The 19,125-nt window shown below is 39.3% G+C and carries 16 protein-coding genes, 2 pseudogenes and 1 other annotated feature; of the genes and pseudogenes, 2 read left to right on the top strand and 16 right to left on the bottom strand.

The features are described 5' to 3' along the window. The 12 genes from cysS to DKZ56_RS02855 form a co-directional block, all read right to left on the bottom strand. Positions 1-1,404: a cysteine--tRNA ligase gene (gene cysS, locus DKZ56_RS02910; protein WP_208651238.1), complete on the bottom strand. Its 1,404-nt coding sequence runs from the start codon at positions 1,402-1,404 to the stop codon at positions 1-3. A gap of 130 nt (positions 1,405-1,534) precedes the next feature. After that, positions 1,535-1,749, bottom strand: a binding site (T-box leader). 8 nt (positions 1,750-1,757) lie between these two features. Then, a complete protein-coding gene (gltX, locus tag DKZ56_RS02905) occupies positions 1,758-3,218 on the bottom strand; it encodes a glutamate--tRNA ligase (RefSeq protein WP_208651237.1) in 1,461 nt (486 codons plus the stop codon). Between the two features lie 169 nt (positions 3,219-3,387). Then, positions 3,388-3,870, bottom strand: coding sequence for a 2-C-methyl-D-erythritol 2,4-cyclodiphosphate synthase (ispF, locus tag DKZ56_RS02900; protein ID WP_208651236.1), 483 nt, complete (start codon positions 3,868-3,870; stop codon positions 3,388-3,390). Positions 3,871-4,067: 197 nt separating this feature from the next. After that, the gene (gene ispD, locus DKZ56_RS02895) at positions 4,068-4,763 is read right to left on the bottom strand and encodes a 2-C-methyl-D-erythritol 4-phosphate cytidylyltransferase (RefSeq protein WP_208651235.1); all 696 of its coding nucleotides are present in this window, start codon (positions 4,761-4,763) and stop codon (positions 4,068-4,070) included. A 27-nt stretch (positions 4,764-4,790) separates the two neighbouring features. Beyond that, positions 4,791-5,885, bottom strand: coding sequence for a PIN/TRAM domain-containing protein (locus DKZ56_RS02890; protein WP_208652144.1), 1,095 nt, complete (start codon positions 5,883-5,885; stop codon positions 4,791-4,793). Between the two features lie 202 nt (positions 5,886-6,087). Next, positions 6,088-7,458, bottom strand: coding sequence for a DNA repair protein RadA (gene radA / locus DKZ56_RS02885; protein ID WP_208651234.1), 1,371 nt, complete (start codon positions 7,456-7,458; stop codon positions 6,088-6,090). A gap of 124 nt (positions 7,459-7,582) precedes the next feature. Further along, positions 7,583-10,021 carry an ATP-dependent Clp protease ATP-binding subunit gene (locus DKZ56_RS02880; RefSeq protein ID WP_208651233.1) on the bottom strand — a complete coding sequence of 813 codons (2,439 nt, stop codon included), beginning with the start codon at positions 10,019-10,021 and terminating at the stop codon, positions 7,583-7,585. Then, positions 10,011-11,105, bottom strand: coding sequence for a protein-arginine kinase McsB (gene mcsB / locus DKZ56_RS02875; RefSeq protein ID WP_208651232.1), 1,095 nt, complete (start codon positions 11,103-11,105; stop codon positions 10,011-10,013). Before mcsB ends, DKZ56_RS02880 begins: the two co-directional genes overlap by 11 nt. Further along, positions 11,102-11,656: a UvrB/UvrC motif-containing protein gene (locus DKZ56_RS02870; protein WP_208651231.1), complete on the bottom strand. Its 555-nt coding sequence runs from the start codon at positions 11,654-11,656 to the stop codon at positions 11,102-11,104. Before DKZ56_RS02870 ends, mcsB begins: the two co-directional genes overlap by 4 nt. A 14-nt stretch (positions 11,657-11,670) precedes the next feature. After that, the gene (locus DKZ56_RS02865) at positions 11,671-12,135 is read right to left on the bottom strand and encodes a CtsR family transcriptional regulator (RefSeq protein WP_208652143.1); all 465 of its coding nucleotides are present in this window, start codon (positions 12,133-12,135) and stop codon (positions 11,671-11,673) included. 205 nt (positions 12,136-12,340) lie between these two features. Beyond that, positions 12,341-12,646: a DUF4870 domain-containing protein gene (locus DKZ56_RS02860; protein WP_208651230.1), complete on the bottom strand. Its 306-nt coding sequence runs from the start codon at positions 12,644-12,646 to the stop codon at positions 12,341-12,343. A gap of 216 nt (positions 12,647-12,862) precedes the next feature. Further along, positions 12,863-13,090: a hypothetical protein gene (locus tag DKZ56_RS02855; RefSeq protein WP_208651229.1), complete on the bottom strand. Its 228-nt coding sequence runs from the start codon at positions 13,088-13,090 to the stop codon at positions 12,863-12,865. A 137-nt stretch (positions 13,091-13,227) separates the two neighbouring features. On the opposite strand from DKZ56_RS02855, the pseudogene DKZ56_RS15925 reads away from it, so the two are divergent. After that, a pseudogene (locus DKZ56_RS15925) lies at positions 13,228-13,779 on the top strand (protoglobin domain-containing protein); the annotation flags it as partial. Positions 13,780-13,869: 90 nt separating this feature from the next. After that, entirely contained in the window at positions 13,870-14,544 is a 675-nt protein-coding gene (locus DKZ56_RS15920) for a methyl-accepting chemotaxis protein (RefSeq protein WP_425471046.1), read from the top strand. A 251-nt stretch (positions 14,545-14,795) separates the two neighbouring features. Here the strand turns inward: DKZ56_RS15920 and tnpC are convergent. The 4 genes and pseudogenes from tnpC to DKZ56_RS02830 form a co-directional block, all read right to left on the bottom strand. Next, positions 14,796-15,737, bottom strand: a pseudogene (gene tnpC / locus DKZ56_RS02845) (IS66 family transposase); the annotation flags it as partial. A gap of 169 nt (positions 15,738-15,906) precedes the next feature. Further along, positions 15,907-16,395, bottom strand: a complete 489-nt coding sequence (locus DKZ56_RS02840; protein WP_208651227.1) for an acyl-CoA thioesterase — start codon at positions 16,393-16,395, stop codon at positions 15,907-15,909. A 98-nt stretch (positions 16,396-16,493) separates the two neighbouring features. Next, on the bottom strand, positions 16,494-17,921 hold the full coding sequence (locus tag DKZ56_RS02835) for an aldehyde dehydrogenase family protein (RefSeq protein ID WP_208651226.1): 1,428 nt from the start codon (positions 17,919-17,921) through the stop codon (positions 16,494-16,496). Positions 17,922-17,981: 60 nt separating this feature from the next. After that, positions 17,982-18,953, bottom strand: a complete 972-nt coding sequence (locus DKZ56_RS02830) for a DUF4003 family protein (protein WP_208651225.1) — start codon at positions 18,951-18,953, stop codon at positions 17,982-17,984. Positions 18,954-19,125 lie beyond the last annotated feature (172 nt).

The following is a 19,125-nucleotide window of genomic DNA, read 5'->3' as shown; positions in this document are numbered from 1 at the left end:
TTATGAACCTCGTTTCCAACGGGTACCTTGACGTGTATCTTCCAAAATTATATTCATTTTCAATAGTTGATCTCGAATTTCATCTGCCCGTTTGAAATCACGATTCTTTCGTGCAATGTTCCGCTCTTCAATCAATTTTTCAATTTCTTCATCCAAAATTTCTTTCTTTTGCGCTAAGTTAATTCCTAATACGCCACTTAGCACATCAAAAGTTTCAATAAATGCTTTTAATACTTTTTCATCGGTATTAGCTTGGTTTACATACGTATTAGCAATTCGCGCCAGCTCAAATAAAACGGAAATGGCATTTGCTGTATTGAAATCATCGTCCATTTCTCTTTCAAATTCTTTTTTTAACTCATCAATTTTTTGCAAATACTCTTCACTTTGTTCCGCAAGATTTGTAGCCGAATTTAAGCGATGCTCCAAGTTCGAATAAGCTGTGCGCAAACGCTCTAATCCGCTTCGAGCCGATTCAATCAATTCTTGAGAGAAATTGATTGGATGGCGATAATGTACAGATAGCATGAAAAATCTTAACACTTGCGGATCGATTTTTTGGATAATGTCATGGACTAATACAAAATTTCCTAATGATTTAGACATTTTTTCATTATCGATATTAATATATCCATTATGCATCCAATAACGGGCAAAAGGTTTTCCAGTATAACTTTCGGATTGGGCAATTTCATTTTCGTGGTGAGGGAATGTTAAATCTTGCCCTCCAGCATGGATATCAATAGTATCTCCTAAATGAGTTCGAGCCATCACAGAGCATTCAATATGCCAACCAGGCCGCCCTTTTCCCCAAGGACTCTCCCAATAGATTTCCCCCGGTTTTGCCGCTTTCCAGAGGGCAAAATCCAGCGGGTCTTCTTTCTTTTCACCCGGTTCAATGCGGGCGCCCACTTTCAAGTCATCAATAGATTGATGGCTGAGCTTTCCATATTCCTCAAATTTGCGCGTGCGGAAATAGACATCCCCTTGAGATTCGTAAGCATATCCTTTATCCACCAAGACTTGAATAAACTCAATAATATCATTCATATGCTCCGTTACTCTAGGATGCACATCCGCTTTCTTGCATCCGAGAGCCGTAATATCTTCAAAATAGGCATTGATGAAGCGTTCCGTAAGTTCAAAAACCTCTTCTCCCAACTCATTGGCCGCTTTAATTATTTTGTCGTCCACATCTGTAAAGTTTGATACGTATTTTACTTCATAGCCTTTATATTGCAAATATCTGCGAACTGTATCATATACAATCGCCGGACGGGCATTTCCAATGTGTATATAGTTATAAACAGTTGGTCCGCATACGTACATTTTTACTTTTCCTTCTTCAAGAGGAACAAAAGGCTCTTTCTTTCTTGTCAGCGTGTTGTAAATCTGAATTACCATAGCAGTCTCTCCTTTACAAAATTCCAATCTTTTCATTTTTCCGGACAATGTTCATCTATAACTAAATTACCATCTTTTTTATAAAAGAAGTCAATAACTTAATAAAAAAACGCCCCCATCATATTTCTATGACAGAGACGCTCTTTTGCGCGGTTCCACTCTGATTGAAAGCATCATGCTTTCCCCTCGTTTGTCGATAACGGCGACTTGCCGACTTGCCTACTTTCTTTCAGCAAAGCGCTCAAAGGTGCATTTCCGTAAAATAGAGGTTTAGGTCACTTTCAGCCAATGGTGACCCTCTCTGTCAAACATATTTTACGTACTTCTCCTTTTCAACGCTTTTCCATATGCAATTAGTTTACGAACTTTTCTAAACGGGCTAACACTTTTTCTTTTCCTACCAACTCAATCGTATTAGCTAAATCTGGACCGTGCGTTTGGCCTGTTGTCGCCACACGGATTGGCATAAATAAGTTTTTCCCTTTATAGCCAGTTTCTTTTTGCACTTCTTTCATCGATGCTTTAATGGAAGGAGCATCGAATGTTTCTAACGCTTCCAACTGACGTTTAAAGGCTGAAATGACATCTTTTACATGCTCCCATGCCAACACTTCTTTTGCTTCCTCGTCATATTCCACTTCATCTTTAAAGAATAGGCTAGATAGTTCCACAATTTCTGCACCATAGCTCATTTGATTGTGGTACAAGCTAATCAATTTCGTTGCCCATTCTTTTTGTTCTTCATTTAATTCTTCAGGAAACAGACCGGCTTTTTGCAAGTGAGGCAATGAAAGTTCGACTACTTCCTCTAAAGATAATTTTTTAATGTATTGATTGTTCATCCATGTTAATTTATTCCGGTCAAACATGGATGGTGATTTGGATAAACGTTTTTCATCGAAAATTTTGATGAGTTCTTCTTTTGTAAAGATTTCTTCTTCCCCTTCTGGAGACCAGCCGAGCAATGCAAAGAAGTTGAACATGGCTTCCGGCAAATAGCCGAGTTCTTTATATTGGGAAACGAATTGGATAATGGATTCATCGCGTTTTGATAATTTTTTGTGATTTTCGTTCACAATGATTGTCAAATGGCCGAACTCAGGATATTCCCAGCCGAACGCATCGAAAATCATCATTTGTTTTGGTGTATTGGATAAATGCTCTTCTCCGCGGAATACGTGAGTGATATCCATATAATGGTCATCAAGCACCACCGCAAAGTTATAAGTAGGGATGCCATTGGCTTTCATGATTACCCAATCGCCGATATCTTTTGATTCAAATACAACTTCTCCGCGCACCATATCATTAAATTTATAAGTGACATTTTCAGGAACTTTGAAGCGGATTGTATAAGGAATTCCTTGCGCTTCTTTTTCTGCAATTTCTTCTTTTGTTAAGTGGCGACATTTTCCATCATAAACAGGAGCAGCCACGCCTTTTGCTCTTTGGGCTTCCCTTGAAGCTTCCAATTCTTCCGGCGTACAGAAGCATTTATAAGCTAAACCGCGTTCTAATAGTTCTTCTGCGTGTTTTTTATAAATCTCTAATCTTTCTGTTTGGCGATATGGCGCATAAGGCCCGCCGATTTCAGGGGATTCATCCGGAATGATTCCCAGCCAGCGCAAATTATCAAGCTGGGATGCTTCCCCTCCTTCAATATTGCGCTCTAAATCTGTATCTTCAATGCGGACAACAAATGTTCCATCATAATGTTTTGCGAATAAATAGTTAAACAATGCCGTACGTGCTCCACCGATATGTAAATGACCGGTAGGACTTGGTGCATACCGAACACGAACTTTTTTTGCCATCATCATTTCCTCCTAAGTTTTACAATAAAAAAACTTTATTTCTTCCTTAAATCCTGCGATTTTCCATGCTCCCCTTGACTTTTGTACATTTTACCACTACAGCGCAGCATTGAAAAGTTTATGAAAGGGAATAAATTTTGTCATTTCGAAAAGGAAATGGCTACATCACTCAAGATGGTTTTTTTATTAATAATATGGTCGCTAATGCTGCGATTCCTTCTTCTCGTCCAACAAATCCCAATTTTTCAGTAGTCGTCGCTTTCACATTCACTTGGGATGGTTCTGCATGCAACAATTGTGCAATACGATTTTTCATTTGTTCAATATAGGGAGCCATTTTTGGTTTTTGGGCCATAATGGTACAATCTACATTTCCAAGAACATAGCCTTTTTCTTCTACGATGTTCCAAATATATTCTAATAATTTTGCGGAGTCTGCATCCTTATACTGCGGATCCGTATCTGGAAAATGGCGGCCGATATCTCCTTCGCCAATCGCTCCAAGGGCTGCATCGGTGATTGCATGCAATAATACATCTGCATCGGAATGTCCTAAAAGCCCTTTAGTATGAGGTATTTCAATTCCGCCAATAATCAGCGGACGCCCTTCTTGAAAAGCATGAACGTCAAATCCTTGTCCAACCCGAAACATATACTAGCTGCATCTTCTGAAGACTAATTTAGCCTATAATGCAGCATTCACCATCCTTTACTGTAATCTATTGCAAATGACCAATTCATATATTAACATATTTCCCATTTGAATGGATTGTAAGCCTTTTTCACAAAAATTCTATTTAGGTAAAGTCAAACAAGAAAAAGCCCCACTAATCAAGTTGATTGGTGAGGCTACCTTTCAGTTTTCAACTGTCGATTTTTTAATATTGCTTCGCCAAAGATTAAATCTTCTTTCGTAGTAATTTTTATATTTTCATAACTGCTTTCTACAATATGGATTTCGTGGCCAAGGCGTTCCACCAGCATCGCTTCGTCGGTTCCTAAAAACCCGACTTTTTCTGCTAGATCTTCCGCTTGGCGCAACAATTCAAAACGAAAAGCTTGCGGCGTTTGAATCGCCCATAAATCCTCCCGCTCCACTGTTTCCACAATGATGCCTTCACGCACTTTTTTCATTGTATCTTTTGCACGGACGCCTGCGATGGCAGCGCCTTTTTCATAAGCCGTCTCCACCAACCGATCAATAACGGATTGAAGAATAAAGGGCCTTGCCGCATCATGGACAAGAACGATATCCACATCTTTCATCACTTTTAAACAAGCGTGAACAGAATGTTGACGCTCCTTCCCACCATTTGGTAAACCCTTTACCTTTGTAATGTTATATTCGTTTAATAAACGTTGGATATATTCTCTTTCTTCCGGCTTCACCGCCAAATAAATTCCTGTACACTTTGAATCCTTTTCAAAGACTTCAAGGGTATGAATCAGAATTGGTTTATCGGCTAAAGACAAAAATAATTTATTTGTTCCTGCCCCCATGCGTTTTCCACTTCCGGCAGCAGGCAACACTACTTCGTAATCCACAGACTCAACTCCTACATTTGCTGCGTTTTATGCGACTTGTTCATCTTTCGGTTTTGCAAAAATCATACGTCCCGCAGAAGTTTGCAATACGCTTGTGACGGTAACCGTAATCGCTTGACCGATGTAATTGCGGCCGCCTTCAATTACAATCATTGTACCATCGTCTAAATAAGCAACACCTTGATTTTGTTCCTTGCCGTCTTTAATGACAACAACCTGCATATCTTCTCCTGGAATCACAACCGGCTTCACCGCATTGGCAAGCTCATTGATATTTAACACTTGCACATGGTGAAGTTCACATACTTTATTTAAATTAAAATCGTTAGTTAAAATTTTGGCGCCCATCTTTTTCGCAAGCCGAACCAATTTTAAATCAACTTCTTGAACATCGTCAAAATCTTCTTCTGAAATCATGACTTTGACAGATTTCCCGTCCTGCAATCTTTTTAACATATCCAGACCCCTTCGGCCACGGGTGCGTTTCAAGGAATCGCTGGAGTCGGCAATATGCTGCAATTCTGTCAATACAAATTGCGGCACAACTAAAACCCCTTCAATAAATCCTGTCGTTGCAATATCTGCGATGCGGCCGTCAATAATAACGCTAGTATCCAACAGTTTATATAGCGTTTTTTCTTGGGGAGCTGATTGGCCATTATCTCCAGGCTTCTTTTTTGAACCTACGCCAGATTTTGAAAAGATTTGAGAAAGTTCTTCCCTCTTTTTAAAGCCGACTCTAAATCCTAAATAGCCCAGTATAATTGATAAAATAATCGGCAAGAAGTCCGTGATGATGGGAATATTAATCCGCTCAATAGCAAACCCTACAAAATATGCTACAATTAAACCGACAATTAATCCTAGAGTACCAAAGAATAAGTCCGCTGCTGGAATTTTAAAAAGCACATCTTCCATCCAATTGATGAGTCTTACACAATAATCTGATAAAGAAAACGATAGAAGAAACAGCAATATTGCTCCGATTGCTACAGATGTATATGGATTATTTAACCAAGGACTGGATGATAAATTAATAATTTCATATAATGGCGGTAAAAAGACAAACCCCAATGCCCCTCCAATAAACAGAAAAGCAATTTGAATAACCCTTTTCAATATGTGGCCACCTCCTTTTTTTTGATATATTATCTTATTAATAATTATACATCGTTCATGAATCCTTTGCGATTTGCAGCCCTCTTCCATGCGTAATTTGGACTTTTTTCCTTTTTGTTCATAAAAAATTAATTTATTTTTATCTTTACTTTTCCCAAATTTTCGTGAAAAAATGCCCATTGTTCTCAAATAATGGGCATTCTTCTTAACGACTAAAACAAAGCTTCAATGCTTCGTTAATCGTTTGAACGCCAATCACTTCTATTTCTTTTGGATATTCCCATCCGCCTACGTTTGAAGCAGGAATAAATACGCGCTTAAACCCGAGTCTTGCCGCTTCATAAACCCTTTGCTCGATGCGGGAGACACGTCGAACTTCCCCTGTAAGACCTACTTCCCCAATAAATACATCCGTTACATTGACAGGTGCATTTTTGTAGCTGGAAACAATAGATGTCAAAATGGCTAAGTCAATGGCCGGCTCATCCAATTTTACGCCGCCCGCCACTTTCACATAAGCATCTTGGGCTTGCAAAAGCATTCCCATTCTTTTTTCCAACACCGCCATCAATAGCTGAACCCGGTTTTGGTCTACTCCCGTTGCCATTCGTTTTGGATAGTTAAAACTAGTAGGTGTCACCAATGATTGAATTTCCACTAAAATAGGTCTGGTTCCTTCCATGGAAGCTACAACCGTTGAACCGGCAGCCCCTTGAGAACGTTCCTCTAAAAATAGTTCAGAAGGATTTAACACTTCTTTAAGCCCTGAATGAATCATCTCAAAAATCGCAATTTCATTGGTAGAGCCAAATCGGTTTTTATGGCTTCTTAAAATACGATAGGTGTGGTGTCTTTCTCCCTCAAAGTAGAGAACCGTATCCACCATATGCTCTAAAATACGAGGCCCTGCAATTTGCCCTTCTTTCGTCACATGCCCCACAAGAAATGTGGCAATGCCTTTCGTTTTGGCAATCCGCATCAGTTCAGCAGTACATTCCCTCACTTGCGACACGCTGCCGGGAGCGCTTGTCACTTCCGGATGATGCACCGTTTGAATGGAATCGACGATGATAAACTGGGGCTTTACTTCTTCAATACTATGACGAATTAGTTCTAAATCCGTTTCCGCATAGATGAATAGTTCTTTAGATTGAACGCCGAGTCTTGATGCCCTTAGTCTTGTTTGCTTCAATGATTCTTCCCCAGAGACGTAAAGCACGCGATGCCCCCTGTTGGACAAATCCGCAGATAACTGCATAAGAAGTGTCGATTTCCCAATCCCTGGGTCTCCGCCTATAAGTACAAGTGAACCTGGCACAATGCCGCCGCCAAGCACCCGGTTCAACTCCACCATGCTCGTTTCAACTCGTTGTTCTTCCTGCGTTTCAATACTGACAATTGGAACGGCTTTTTGGCTTTTTGCTTCTGAATGTTGAAACACCCCACGGGATTTTGAAACGACTTCTATTTCTTCTACAAAGGTGTTCCACTCCCCACATCCAGGGCATCTCCCCAACCATTTCGGCGATTCATAGCCGCAGCTTTGACAGCAGAATTTTGTTTTCTTTTTTACCATTAGTGCCTCCTCAAAATTTTTTAATCGATAACTAAATCAATATGCTCGCTCTATCTTGAATTAAAATAAGCTGTACCGCAAGCCAACTAGTATTGACTTGCGGACAGCTTCATGTATGAAAATTTTATGCATTTTCAACCGTATTTTTTTCTCTTACAACAAACTCGCCATCCACGTAGTCAAAGACAACTTTGCCGTTTTTCGAAATCGTGCCTTTCAATAATTCTTCGGATAAACGGTCCTCTACATTTTTCTGTAAAGCTCTTCGGATTGGGCGGGCGCCGTATTGCGGATCGTAGCCTTCTTCGGCGATTTTCTCTAAAGCCGCATCTGTTAATTCCAAATCGATATCTTGATCTTTTAAGCGTTTCACTAAAGATTTTGCCATCAAGGATACGATTTGTTTCAATTCTTCTTTTTCTAATGGTTTGAAGACGATAATTTCATCAATTCGGTTTAAGAATTCTGGACGGAAGGCTTTTTTCAATTCGTCCATCATAGTAGATTTCATATCTTTATATTTGCTGTCTTTTTCTCCTACGCCAAATCCTAGGTTTTTTTGATATTTTAACGCTTCCGCACCAATGTTGGATGTCATGATGACAACTGTGTTGCGGAAATCCACTGTGCGTCCTTTTGAATCAGTCAAGCGGCCGTCATCAAGCACTTGCAATAAGATGTTGAATACATCTGGATGCGCTTTTTCAATTTCATCTAAAAGCACAACAGAGTATGGTTTACGGCGAACTTTTTCCGTTAATTGGCCGCCTTCTTCAAATCCTACATATCCAGGAGGTGAACCAACTAAGCGGGAAGTGGAGTGTTTTTCCATATATTCGGACATATCAATGCGGATCATCGCATCTTCATCGCCGAACATAACTTCTGCTAATGCTTTTGCCAATTCTGTTTTACCTACGCCAGTTGGACCTAAGAAGATAAATGTACCAATTGGTCGTTTTGGATCTTTCAGTCCAGCGCGGGCGCGGCGAATAGCTCTTGAGATTGCTTCCACTGCTTCATGTTGGCCGACAACACGTTTATGCAATTCTTCTTCCAAGTGAAGCAATTTTTCGGACTCTTCTTGAGCGATTTTGTTCACTGGAATTCCTGTCCACATGGAAACGACTTCGGCAATATCTTCAACGGTTACTTTGGATTCTTCTTTTCCTTGTTTTTCTTTCCAAGATTTTTTCAATTGCTCAAGTTCTTCTTTAATTTTTTGTTCTGTGTCGCGCAATGCGGCTGCTTTTTCAAATTCTTGGCTTGACACAGCTGCGTTTTTCTCATTGCGCACATTTTCTAATTTATCTTCAAGTTCTTTTAAGTTTGGAGGCATTGTAAAGGAACGTAAACGCACTTTAGAACCAGCTTCATCAATCAAGTCGATCGCTTTGTCAGGCAAGAAGCGGTCGGAAATGTAACGGTCAGAAAGTTTAGCTGCCGCTTCAATGGCTTCATCTGTAATTTTTACGCGATGATGAGCTTCATAGCGATCACGCAATCCTTTGATAATTTGGATTGTTTCTTCCACTGTCGGTTCATCCACTTGAATTGGTTGGAATCGACGTTCTAATGCTGCGTCTTTCTCGATATATTTGCGATATTCATCCAATGTTGTGGCACCGATGCATTGCAATTCTCCGCGGGCAAGAGCTGGTTTTAAAATATTGGAAGCATCAATGGCACCTTCTGCACCACCAGCACCAATCAATGTATGAAGCTCATCGATGAACAAGATGATGTTGCCGGCTTGGCGAATTTCATCCATCACTTTTTTCAAACGGTCTTCAAATTCACCGCGGTATTTTGTACCTGCAACAACTGTACCCATATCAAGAGTCATGACACGTTTATCGCGCAAAGTCTCAGGTACTTCGTTGTTCACGATTTGTTGCGCAAGGCCTTCTGCAATAGCCGTTTTACCTACACCCGGTTCCCCAATCAACACTGGGTTGTTTTTTGTACGGCGGGAAAGAACCTCAATAACCCGTGTGATTTCTTTGCTGCGTCCAATCACTGGGTCAAGTCCGCCTTCACGGGCAATGGCTGTTAAATCCCTTGCCAAACTGTCAAGGGTTGGTGTGCTAACTGTTTGCGCAGGATTTGAGTTTTGGGAAACATCGTTGCTTCCAAGGAGCAATAACACTTGTTGGCGAGCTTTATTGAGGCTTACACCAGCATTTGCAAGCACGCGCGCTGCAACACCCTCGCCTTCTCGAATTAACGCAAGCAAAATGTGTTCTGTACCGATGTAAGCGTGGCCTAATTTCCGCGATTCATCAACGGCTAGTTCAATAACTTTTTTCGCTCTAGGTGTATAGTGTACAATTGGTCCTACGTCTTTTGTTCCTTTTCCTACTAATTCTTCAATGCCTCGTTCAATCATTTCTGGCGTTACATCAATTGCTTCTAAGGCTTTTGCGGCGATACCTCCGCCTTCTCGAATAAGCCCAAGCAGGATGTGTTCTGTGCCGATGGATTCATGTTTCCAACGAATCGCTTCTTCTTGTGCCAACTGCAACACTTTTTGAGCGCGTTGAGTAAATCGATTAAACATCATATTTTTCCTCTCCTTTTCGTTTTAATTTTCCATTATTTAATTTTTCCCGTATTAATTTTGCTCGGAATACATCCCGTTCAGCCGGTTCTAATGTAGTGCCTGCATATTGTTGTACAAATCCAGGTTGAATAAGAATTGTACACTCATTCAAAATATGCTTTGGAACATCTTGAATGATTCCCAAATCGACACCTAATCGAACATTGGATAAACAAGTAGCCGCTTCTTCGCTCGTCATAATCCGCGCATGTTTCAATGTACCGTAAGCCCGGTGGATGCGGTCTTCCAAAGCAATGGCTGATTGGGCTAAAAGCGCTTGTCTTGCTTTTCGTTCTTGTTCGATAATTTGCATCACGACTTCTTGTAAATCATCGATAATTTCATCTTCAGATTTTCCAAGAGTGACTTGATTTGAAATTTGATACATATTTCCTAAGTTTTCGCTGCCTTCACCGTAAATGCCTCTCACCACCATGCCGAAGCGAGCGAGCATTTGCGTTAAAGCTTTGATTTGTTTTGTCATTGAAAGCCCAGGCAAATGCATCATAACAGAGGCTCTTAAACCGGTACCTACATTTGTCGGACAGCTCGTTAAATAGCCGAAATCGTTATGGAAAGCAAACGGTAAAAGTTTTTCCAACTGGCTATCTAATTTATTCGCCATTTCATAAGTTTCGACTAATTTAAGGCCAGGGGCTAAACATTGAATTCTTAAATGGTCTTCTTCATTGACCATGACACTGATGGCTTCATCTTGCGAGATAATCACTGATGCGAACTTTTCTTTTCCTGCAAGCATCGGGCTAATTAGATGTTTCTCTACAAGTACTTGCCGTTTTAACGCAGGCATTTCCTGAATCGTAAAATGGGAAAAATTATGTTTTTCATCGTTTAATTGATAAAAGGCTTGCGCCACCATTTGGTCGATAGTTTTCGCTTCCTCATCAGTAAAAATCAATGGAAACCGAAAACCTTCTAAATTTCTTGCCAACCGAACGCGGGTGGAAATGACAATGTCATCTTCCGAACCTCCATCCCCCATCCAGCTTGGTGCTTCTGCTTTTAAGAAATAGTCTAGGTTCATGGTGTATCCACACCTCCCATTTCAAGCTTACGTTCCAGTTCTTTGATTTCATCTCGGAATCTCGCTGCATCTTCAAATCGCTCATCTTGAATGGCTAATTGCATTTGTTCACGGGCATGCTCAATTTGTTTTTTCAAGAGGCGATTGTTATCCGCTTTTTGCCCAGGTCTTTTGCCTGTATGTTTCGTTCCTGCCTGAATTTTTTCAAGCACTTGCGGAAGTTTTTCCCTGAAAGTTTCATAGCATTGAGGACAGCCTAATTTCCCCTCATTTAAAAATTTACGAAATGTAAATCCGCAAGCTGGGCATGCAGTCGTTTGAACGGAGGGCTGAACAGGTCTTTCTTGCACATCATTTTTCAAAAGCGGCATGCCAAACCAGTTGGAAAGTAATTGATGAATCGGAAAAGGTTCTTCTTTATGAAATTCAAAGTTGAAAGGATGAAACTGGGCTGCACATACTTCACAATAATGTTTTTCGCTTTTATGACCATTGATGATTTGTGTAACAGTTACCGTTGCTTCCCGTTGCTTACAGTGTTCACAAAGCATAACCTACCACCTCATCATTTTTCATATTTTAAAGTTAGTAACATCGCTTTTAAAATGGCCGACCTTAGTTCATCGCGAGTTGGTAGTTGAAGCTTCAGCGTATCACGGTTAACGGCTGCGAGCATTAACCTTGCTTCCTTTTCCATGATTACTCCTTCTTCCAGCAATCGATATATGATATCTTCCGCCATATTTTGAGTGGCGCCATTTTCGATTTGCTTAATTAAATGATCGATCAACTCCACTTTTGAGCTCGGCTTCACACGAAAAATTCGAATATATCCACCGCCACCTCGTTTACTTTCAACAAGATAGCCTTTTTCCACCGTGAATCGTGTATTGATGACATAATTTATTTGCGAGGGAACGCATTGGAATTTGTCGGCTAATTCGCTACGTTTGATTTCAATATGTCCTTTATCATCTAATTCGATAATCCGTTTTAAATACCCTTCAATCAAATCGGAAATATTTTTCATATTCATGTCAATTCACCTCGCTTTTTGACTTTGACTTTCTTTGACTTTATTATATGTCCATTTTTTTATATTTGCAAATAAAAACCCTTGACAAAATGGAGGGGGAAAAAAATCGACAAGACGCAATTAACATTACGTTTGCCGATTTTTATTTAATCTATTCAATTCATCAAAATACTATACAGTAATTGGAAATAATTGCTGTTTACACCCATCGTCCTACAATCGGATAGTTCCATTCATTTTCTCGAAGCGCATTGAAAATTCCGATAATCGGTACAACCAAAGTCATAATGCCGAAAATGATTAAGAACGGAATACCGATTAATACAAAACTAAGTACTGTCGAAATACCGATTAACACCCACATGACAAATTGGAATAGTAACGCTTGGATAGAAAGACGTTTGATTGTCTCCTCTTGGCTAATTAGAAAAAATAATATTGGCACTAAAACCGGAGCAAAAAATGCACTTGCGTGAATAATAACTTTTGCCCACTTTTCTTCCATCTATTTTCAACTCCCGTTTAAATTTATTAATATCTTGTTATATATTTTTACGAATGGCTCTTTGAATAGTTTCAAATTCCTGAAAAAATTTTTCCTTTTATTTTCGTATTTTTCCCATATTTATCAATTCATAGACAAAAAAATCTTTAGAAGGTCCTGCGTTATATGCTATTATGTGAAAAAAAGAAAAAAACTGCTCAAATGAGCAGCTTTTATTTAATCTTTTTTATTATTTTCTTTTAAATTTTTTGAGTCTACCTCATCAGGATGTTCAGTTGGGAAAAGGGCTCGGGCTAAAAAGCCTGAAAAAAGCGTAGCGCTGATGACAATTAAAATCTTATGATTTTTAGGAACTTCTTCAAACATATTATTTAACATGAGCATTGAAAAAACAGCTACCGTCACCATTGAAACAATGACATACGCAAGCCTCCGTTGATTCATGTTCGCAAACATCCTTTTCTTTAAATTCAATAAAACTAATGATATTTTACAACGTATAGGTTGAAAATACAATTTTAGGAATTTGATTACATAGAAAAATGAATTTCATATTAATAATTTTTAAGTGAGGTATACATATGAGATTTGTGCGATTAAGCAAGAATAACAAATCTATTTCAAAACCGTTTTTTGATGTAAATCAATATGTCCAAGAGGTGTTGATTGATGTTTCACATGATCCTGTTATAGCGAAACAAATGAACATCATTCATCTGACAAAAAATGATTTGGCCATCTTGCGTCAACTAAAACCGATCATTGAAAATGATATTCCAAAAATGGTGCAAGCTTTTTACGATAACATTTCGCTAAATCAAGATTTAGTCGATTTAATCAACAAACATTCCAATATGGATCGGTTAAAAGTTACACTTTCAAAACATCTACAGGATATTTTTGATGCGAAAATTGATAAACATTATATAGAAAATCGAAAAAGAATTGCTCTTGCACATATCCGTACTAGCCTTTTATCCAAATGGTATTTGTCATCATTCCAATCTTTAGTAACCTCTTTTTCAGAAATTATTAAAGAACAGAATATTTCAAAAGAAGACGCATTGCTTGCGGTCAATGCCTTCGCAAAAGTGATTAATTTTGAGCAGCAACTGGTGATTGAAGCATACGAAAGAGAGCAGGAACGAGTTCGCAGAGAAGATGAGCAAATCAAACAATCTTTAATTGCATCCCTTCAACAAATTGCAGAAGAACTGAATCATATGAATCAGGATACTATTACATCCATCCAATTCATTTCAGAACAATCTCATAACATTGCTACATCCACATCACAAGGTTTGGATTATGTAGCGGATACAGAAGAAAAATCCAATCAGGGTAAAGCCCAATTAGCAAAACAAACAGATTTAATGAATACGATTTTAAAAAGCGTTAATTTATTAGAAGAGTCCATGATGAATCTACGCTCTTCTTCTCAGAAAATTTCCGAGATTGTCAATTTAGTTACAGGTATTGCCGACCAGACAAACTTGCTTGCTCTTAACGCCTCCATCGAAGCAGCGCGCGCGGGTGAACACGGAAAAGGCTTTGCTGTTGTAGCTGAAGAAGTTCGAAAACTCGCAGAAGAAACAAAAAATGCTGTACAAGATGTGTCTACATTAATTAAAGAAATGGAAGCGAATATTTCAGACATGACATCCAGCGTAAATAACGTGGATGAACAAGTGAAATTAAGCGTTGAAACTCAAGGCAACTTAGCAGAATCGTTTGAACAAATTGCAAAGAAAGTGTCTGAAATCCGCAATCAATACGCTTCTACGTTCAAAGACATCGAGCAAATTTCAAACAATATTTCCCATTTAGTAGAAAGCACTAACTTGATTGCTAAATCTTCTGATACGTTAATCGAAGTTGTTCATGATATTTCGAAGTAGATTTGAAAAGGGGGCGTCTGAAAAGTCATTTCAAGACGCCTCCTTTGCGGCTGTCGCTAGAGTTTTGCCGCAGATAAATTGCGACGAGGAGGCACGTTTTGTGACCACCGCAGGGAAAGTTTTTAAGAGAATATTAGTAAGCCCGAATTCAAATGACGCATTGAAAACTTAAAACAGGGATTAAAAAAAGCGCACCTTTCGGTACGCACGACAAATAGCCCTACAATCTTGATGTTTTTTTCGATTGAGGGCTATTTTGCTATTGCACATGATTCACGTATATTTTTAGACCAAGGCAAGTAGCGATCGATTATTTCTGGCTGCTGATGGATTGGAAGATTCGGTAGTTCTGTCAATACTTTGACCAAGTATTGATAGAAATCAATTCCATTAGCTTTTGCCGTTTCAGCTAAACTCAAACAAATGGCATTGGCATCAGCTCCCAATTCACTCACAGAGAAAAGCCAGTTCTTCCGACCAATCACACTCGGACGAATCGCATTTTCTGCTGGGTTATTGTCAATCGCAATTCGACCGTCATATAGAAATGCTTTTAGACCTTCGGCATGTTTCAAGGTATAGTTTGCCGCTTCCGCAAGGGCACTTTTGCCGTAAAAAGGAGATTCATCTACCCATTGTAAGAATTCTTCCACAATCGGTTTGGAATATTTTTTTCGTGCTTTTCGACGTTTGCTTGGTGAAAGTTTCTTAAACTTTCGTTCCAATTCGTAGAGTCGATTACAATATTCTACACCTTTTTCGGCGTTTTTACTGTTGGCTTTTAACCATTTTCTACGCGCATGTGCCCAACAATTGGCGAATGTGACGTTAGGTAAACCAGCGTATGCAGAATATCCGTCACAAATGATGGTTCCCTTGAACTTTTCCACGAAGTCTTTTAAAACTTCCCGACTTCGCGATAACGCACTATGAAACATGACGATGGTCGGCCCTTGAGAAGCAACGCTTCGGAATACCCAGTTATAAGCATTAGACTGAGCCGACTTTCCATCCGAACGATTGAGTATTTGAGCGTATGTTTCATCAATATGAAGAATTGATTTTTTCATAAGGAGCTCTTTCATACGATGGTAGATTGGATGAAGCCAATCCTCCGCGATTCGAATCACCCAGTTCGATAAATTTTTATCGTTTGTAAGGAGACCATAACGGTTCCATTCCTTTATTTTCCGTTGCCAAAAAAAGAATACCTCCTTTGTAATTGTTACTTTCATCTTACAGGGAGGTGTCATTGATTTATAGGCGTTGTTTGATTTCGGGCTTACTTAAGAGAATATTACTATAAGAAGTAAGGCTGTCCAGAAAGTCGAACACTTTCTGAACAGCCCCTTATGATTTTTCTTAAACGATTGCCTCTTTTAACTTTTTTCTTTTTTCTCTTCTTGTCTTTTGTCTTTCCAACCCTGCTTTATATAACTTCTCTTCTTCTTCCGTTTCAGGATAAACAGCCGGTACTGGCGTCGGTTTTCCTTCTTCATCAATGGCTACCATTGTTACAAAAGATTCCGTTGTTAATTTCTCTTCGCCAGTTTTTACATTGCGGGAAAGGACTCGCACATACACTTCCATCGAAGTTCTCCCTGTAGAAGTGATAATGGCTTCCAACTCCAGCATATCCCCCACGTAAGCAGGAGATACAAAATCGACCGAATCAAAGGAAGCGGTTACTACTTCTTTCCCGGTATGTTTCATGCATGCAATGGCTGCGATTTCATCAATATATGCCAATATCTTTCCGCCGAATATGGAACCATATTGATTTGTATCCGGCGGCAAGATTAGCCTCGTCTGAGTTGTACGTGACCGGCTCATTGGATGTGCACTGCTCATTTGTATGTCCTCCAATTCAACATATACTTTTCTAAACATTTGACATTATTATGCTAACATAATATTCATCCCATACAAATGAGCAGAGCACTTTTCGTTTAGATTTCTGTTTTAATGGTAATGAATTTTAAATCCGTCATTTCTTGGATAGCATATTTAATTCCTTCACGTCCATAACCGCTGTTTTTCACGCCTCCATACGGCATATGATCCACGCGGAATGTTGGAATATCGTTAATCACAATCGCTCCAGCTTCCAATTCATCGGCCGCTTTTAACGCATCAGTTAATACATTTGTATATATTCCTGCATTTAAACCTAAATCGGATTGATTCACATATTGAATGGCTTCATCTAACGTTTTGTAAGGAACAATGGAAACGATCGGTGCGAAGGTTTCTAAACACATAATTTTCATATCCGGTTTTACATTCACCATCACTGTTGGCGACATCGTGCGTTCTGTAAATTCAGCACCCGTCGCCACCTTTGCCCCTTGCGCCTTCGCTTCTTCAATCCATTCTTTAATGCGCTCCACTTCTTTCGGATGAATCATTGCGCTTAAGTCAGTTGCAGGGTCAAAAGGATCACCCAATTTCAATTTTTTCGTTTCCTCTACAAATGCTTTTGTAAATTGATCGTAAATGGATTCATGTACATAAATTCGTTGCAATGAAATACATACTTGCCCAGAGAAGCCAAATGCGCCGCTCACTGTGCGAGAGATTATTTTCTCGATTGGTGCGCTTGGTTCAATAATGACTGCCGCATTGGAGCCTAATTCCAATGTTACTTTTCTTAAACCAACTTTTTCTTTGATTTTCATCCCCACGGCACCGCTGCCTGTGAACGTCACTTTTTTCACTAAAGGATGCGTCACAAGCACATCGCTCAACTCTCCGCCTGAGCCCGTCACGATTTGCAAAGCACCATCTGGGAGGCCGGCTTCTTTAAAAATTTCCGCCATTGCTAATGCACTTAACGGCGTTTGAGTGGCAGGTTTCAATACAACGGTATTCCCTACTGCAAAGGCTGGTCCTAATTTATGGGCCACTAAGTTAAACGGGAAATTAAATGGCGTAATGGCCGATACAACACCTAGCGGAACACGTTTTGTATAACCGATTCGGTTTTTCCCTCCTGGCGCTGCATCCATCGGTACTGTTTCACCAAACACATTTTTCGCTGCTTCGGCTGCAAACTGATAAGTTGCAATAGTGCGGTCCAATTCAGCAAGTCCTGCCGTAATCGGTTTTGCAGCTTCACTGGCAAGAATTTCAGCTAATTCTTGTTTTCGTTTCTTCAGGATGTCCACAACTTTATATAAAATTTCCGCTCTTTCATAGGCGCTTGTCTTTTTAAAGGATTGAAAAGCTTCATGCGCCCCTTGAATTGCCCGTTCGACATCTTGAACAGAAGCCTTCGCTACTTTGGCAATCACTTCGCCAGTATATGGAGCCGTTAAGTCATAAGTTTCTTTTGCATCCTCCCACTGGCCGTTAATCCATAATTTTGTTTCTTTCATGTAGCACACCTCCATTATGATTTATTTCCATTTTATCACTCCTAACAATTTTTGAGTGAATCAACGGAAGAAATCAAACAAATCACCGACACTTCCAGGCAAAACAAAAAAATCTAAGACATCCAGCGCAATATCCAAAGCATCAATTAAATTTTCAATAAATAGATTTTCTTTCATATCGACCATATTTTGAACTTCTACTAGTTCTTTGATGACTTTTTGGATGGCGACAATTAAAGCAAATTCCTTTGCCATGCGGAACATTTTTAATTCCATGAAAGTTTTCTGCCATTCGGCAATTTCACCTATTTTTATATGATCTGTTGCATTTAACGCTAAAATTCCTAAATAAGGATAATGTAATGGTTTTATTTTAATGCCTTTATGATTCAATGAATGCCGCAGCTCTACAACATACTGAAGAAGCATGTCGTTATATTCTGAGCTATACATGGTTAAAATCTGTGCAAGGGATTGAAGGGCATTACCTAGCATAAATCCTTGCTTTCTTAAACCTTTATAATATTGCACCATTGTCTCTACTTGCCTTTGGGGATGTTCATTTTCTTTTGATAATAAAACTACATAAGGTATATCTTCTTTAGCCGTTAAAAAAAATTGTTTTCGGTGCATTTCATCATATAAAGCTTTTGCCCGTTTTGTGTGAAGGTGAATATCTTCATCCAGCATCATCGCACCCGCCAGCCGAAATGGAGATGTATGAAACCCAGCTTCTTTTAACGCTGTATCCCTTTGCAATAAACTTTCAAAGCATGTTTCTAAATCTTGCCCCAAAAATCGAGCAGCTATGTAATAGGGAATTGGTGAATTTCTTTGGATGCTCAAAGACTTTTTTGAGTATGCCGCCATTTGGTCGACAATTTTTTGCAGCGCCACTCCGCTGAATTCTCTTTTTTCAAGGGTATACTTGCTGGCAAGGGAAATCATCACACCTACTTTAAATTGGTTTCCAAAATAATTGGCGATCCGATTGTAATTGTCTTGAAGTCCTTTGGTAAATTGTATATCCATTTCAAATCACTCCTAGCTTTTAATACGGTTTCTAGGAGGATAAGTTTCAAAATTAATAAAAAGAGACTGGGACTAATCGAGTAGGAGGGAGCGATTAACTCCCGTCCTCTCACACCACCGTACGTACGGTTCCGTATACGGCGGTTCAATTAAGATCATTGACGCAAGTTTT

This window comes from Ureibacillus thermophilus, from assembly GCF_004331915.1.
GTDB classification, from domain to species: Bacteria; Bacillota; Bacilli; order Bacillales_A; family Planococcaceae; genus Ureibacillus; species Ureibacillus thermophilus.
Note: the sequence above shows the minus strand (reverse complement) of the source record. Positions and strands in the feature narration are given on the sequence as shown.